Below are 3,422 nucleotides of genomic sequence, written 5' to 3'. Positions count from 1 at the left end.
GGTCGGCATCGAGCAGGGTGAGGGTGTGCGCGCCGAACTGCCGGAACCGGGTCCTGCGTCCGGTGACGAGGGTCATCTGGTCCCGCGGCAGCAACTCGGCCAACGTGCTGGTCAGGGCGTCACGAAGGGCGTGCGCGGCCAGCAGGTGATCGCTGTGTGCACCGCCGTCGGGCTCGGGAACCACGCCGTCGACCACGCCGCTACGCAGCAGCTCACGTGCGTCGACACGCAGTGCCGCGGCGGCCTTCGGTCCGGCGGCGGCGTCCTTCCACAGGATCGCGGCGCAGCCCTCCGGGCTGATCACCGAGTAGACCGCGTTGGAGCACATCAGGACCCGGTTGGCGAAGGCGAGCGCAAGCGCGCCGCCGCTGCCGCCCTCACCCGTCACCACGGCGACGACCGGTACCGGCAGGCCGGCCATCAACCGGAGGTTCTCCGCGATCGCGACGGCCTGACCCTGTTTCTCAGCTTCGATGCCCGGATACGCGCCCGCGGTGTCGATAAGAGTGATCACCGGGAGGCCTATCTTGGCGGCCAGGCGCATGATCCGCGCAGCCTTGCGGTAGCCGGCCGGCGAGGGCATCCCGTAGTTACGCCCGGACAGCTCGGCCGCGGTGCGCCCCTTCTGGGTACCGATCACCACGACCGGAACGCCCTCGAGGCAGCCGAGCCCGCAGACCATCGCCGGGCAGTCAGCCGACATCCGGTCGCCGTGCAGTTCGTTGAAATCCTCGATTATGAGCGCGATGTAGTCCAGGGTCGTGGGCCGACCGAGCCGGCGCGCCAGCCGCACGGACTCCCACTGGTCCCGCTCGGGTAGCCGGTCAGGATCGACGATCAGCGCGGATCTGCCCGCCGACCGCGGCGCGGGAACCGTCCTGCTCACCGAACGGCGACTACCCACGGTCAGCAACCGGGCCAGGGTGGCGCGCAGTTCCGCCCGCGGCCGGATCATGTCGATGACGCCGTGGCGGACCAGGAACTCCGCGGTCTGGAACCCCGGCGGCAGGGTCTGGCGGATGGTCTGCGCAATCACCCGCTGACCGGCGAAACCCAGGCGCGCGCCCGGTTCGGCGATGATGATGTCGGCCAGCGTCGCGAAGGAGGCGGCGACACCACCGAAGGTGGGGTCGGTGATGAGCGACAGGGTGAGGATCCCCGCCTCGTCGAGCTGCCCGAGCGCCTGGCTGGTCTTGGCCATCTGCATGAGGGACAGGACGCCCTCCTGCATGCGGGCGCCACCGGAGGCGGTCACGAGCAGCAGCGGGGTCCGTTCCCGCAGCGCGATCTCGGCTGCCTGGGTGATGGCCTCACCGACCGCGGCGCCGAGGCTGCCGCCCATGAACCGGAAATCCATGGCAGCGACGACCACCGGGTTACCGTCGATGCGACCGCGGGCGCAGACGACCGCCTCGTCGAGCCCGGTGGCGGCGCGCGCCTCCCGAAGTCGCTCGACGTAGGGACGGCTGTCGACGAACCGCAGCGGATCGTTGTCGGACACGACCGCTTCCAACAGATGCACACTGTCGGGGTCCAGCAGCATCGTGAGCCGTTCATGAGCGGTCAGCGGGGCGTGCCAGCCGCATTCCGCGCAGACCCGCAGGGCGCGGGTGAACTTCTTTGCGTAGACGATCGCCCGGCAACCGCCACAGACCAGCCAGGACGGGCCGCGGGTCTGCGTGCCGTGCCGTTCGGACAGGGCCACACTCATGATCTCTCCCACCGATCGGGTTCGCCCGCGGTGTCACTCCGCGGCGGAGACGGGATGTACGTGGTGGCGCGCGCAGGCAGGCGCACGCCGGCAAGCCGCAGGTGGTTGACCCGGCTCGTGAACGCGGCGCCACGCATCATCTGCGCGGCGATGTCAGCCACCCGCCTGTTCGCAACCGAGGCCAGATAGGTCCCGGTGACCCAGCTGTTGAAGGCACCCATCGCCGGACCGCACCAGATCTGGTAGTCCGCGACCCGGCCTGTCTCGCCGGCGATGCTCCAGCCCGACGAAAGGCCGAGGTACCAGCGGAAGACCAGGGCCATCCGCCGCTTCGGGTTGTCGGCCGCGCGAGCGATCTGGTCCGGATCACGCTCGGTGAAGAAGCGCACCGTATCGGCCCAGACGTCCTCCAACGGCCGGAGGAAAATCTTGCGTTCCAGGGCGTCCCGCTCAGCGTCCGCGATCGCCTCGATGCTCTCGTGCGCCCGATAGACCTCATACAGCCGCCTGGCCTTGGACGCGAACATGGTGCCGCGCTGCAGGACCTGCACCTCGACACCCATCTCGAACATGTCCGCGGACGGGGCCATCGCGCAGTCGGCGGTTCCGGCACCGGCCAGCAGCCGCTTTGTCGCCTCCGACTGGGATGCCTCGACCGATGCCTGGTTGATCGACCCCGTCACCACATAGGCCGCGCCGAGTGCGAACGCCGCCGCCGCCGCGGCCGGTGTGCCGATCCCACCGGCCGCACCGACCCGGACCGTGCGCCCGGACCCCAGCTCACGGCCGACACGATCACGCAGAGCGATAATCTCGGGAAGGAGGACGGTCAGCGGACGGCGGTCGGTGTGTCCGCCGGAGTCGGCCTCCGCGGTGACGTCGTCAGCGATGGATATCCCGCGCGCAAGGTCAGCCTGTTCCGCCGTGACCAGACCGGCCTCGACCAGCCCGCGGACCATCGACTCCGGCGCCGGACGCAGGAAGCGCTCGGCTACCTCGGCCCGGGAGATCTTGGCGACCAGCCGGTTGCCGACCTGGACCCGCCCAGCCCCGTCCCGGGTCAGCCCGGCCAGCCGATAGCGCACCACCTGTGGGGTGAGGTCGAGGAAGGCCGACGCCTCGACGCAACGCACCTGGTGGCGCAGGCACAGGTCGACCACGTCCCGCTCCATGGCCAACTCGTTCGGGCTGTGGATGAGGTTGCACGCGAAGGGCAGTCCGGGCGCGTTGCGCCGGATCGTCGTCAACGCCTCGTCCACCCGGGCGTGGGGCACCCCGGCCGCGCCGAAGGACGCGAGAAACCCGTCCCGGGCCAACGCGGCGACCATCGCCGCCGAGGCGATCCCGTTCGCCATCGCACCGGCCATGTACGGATGGCGCACACCGTGGTCGCGCGGGAAATCCGGCGACCCCAGCCGGTCGGGCGCCAACGGCGGGACCGCCGCCAGCACCTGCGCACCGGCGCCGATCAGCCGCTCGTCGTTGACCGCGGCGATTCCGCTGGCATCCCGGATGACGAAACACGGCCGTTCGAGGGTGGTCAGCACCTCGTAGACGTCGGCCGCGTTGCGGGCCGGACCCGCGGCAGAACCGCCGCCCGCAGAACCGGCGCCCGCAGGGCCGACACCGGCAAAGGCCGGCGGACCGGCCGGCGTGGTCACCATGGCAGCGCCCCTTCCTCCCGCAGTTCAACGGCGATATCGGTCAGCTC

The 3,422-nt window shown here is 70.7% G+C and carries 2 protein-coding genes; both read right to left on the bottom strand.

Features of this window, described 5'->3' with window-relative positions:
• On the bottom strand, positions 1 to 1,711 hold a 1,711-nt coding region (accD, locus tag U9980_RS25450), incomplete at its 3' end, for an acetyl-CoA carboxylase, carboxyltransferase subunit beta (RefSeq protein ID WP_322770246.1).
• Positions 1,708 to 3,375 (bottom strand): PfaD family polyunsaturated fatty acid/polyketide biosynthesis protein, encoded by a 1,668-nt coding sequence (locus U9980_RS25445; protein ID WP_322770245.1) that lies wholly within the window; start codon positions 3,373 to 3,375, stop codon positions 1,708 to 1,710. The genes U9980_RS25445 and accD, both read right to left, overlap by 4 nt.
• Positions 3,376 to 3,422: the final 47 nt, after the last annotated feature.

The sequence above is a fragment of the Protofrankia sp. Cr1 genome, from assembly GCF_963555865.1.
GTDB lineage: Bacteria > Actinomycetota > Actinomycetes > Frankiales > Frankiaceae > Protofrankia.
Note: the sequence above shows the minus strand (reverse complement) of the source record. Positions and strands in the feature narration are given on the sequence as shown.

Bases quoted from the DNA above. Each gene is read 5' to 3' on its own strand.
- U9980_RS25445 (WP_322770245.1), bottom strand. From the start codon at position 3,375: ATGGTGACCACGCCGGCCGGTCCGCCGGCCTTTGCCGGTGTCGGCCCT.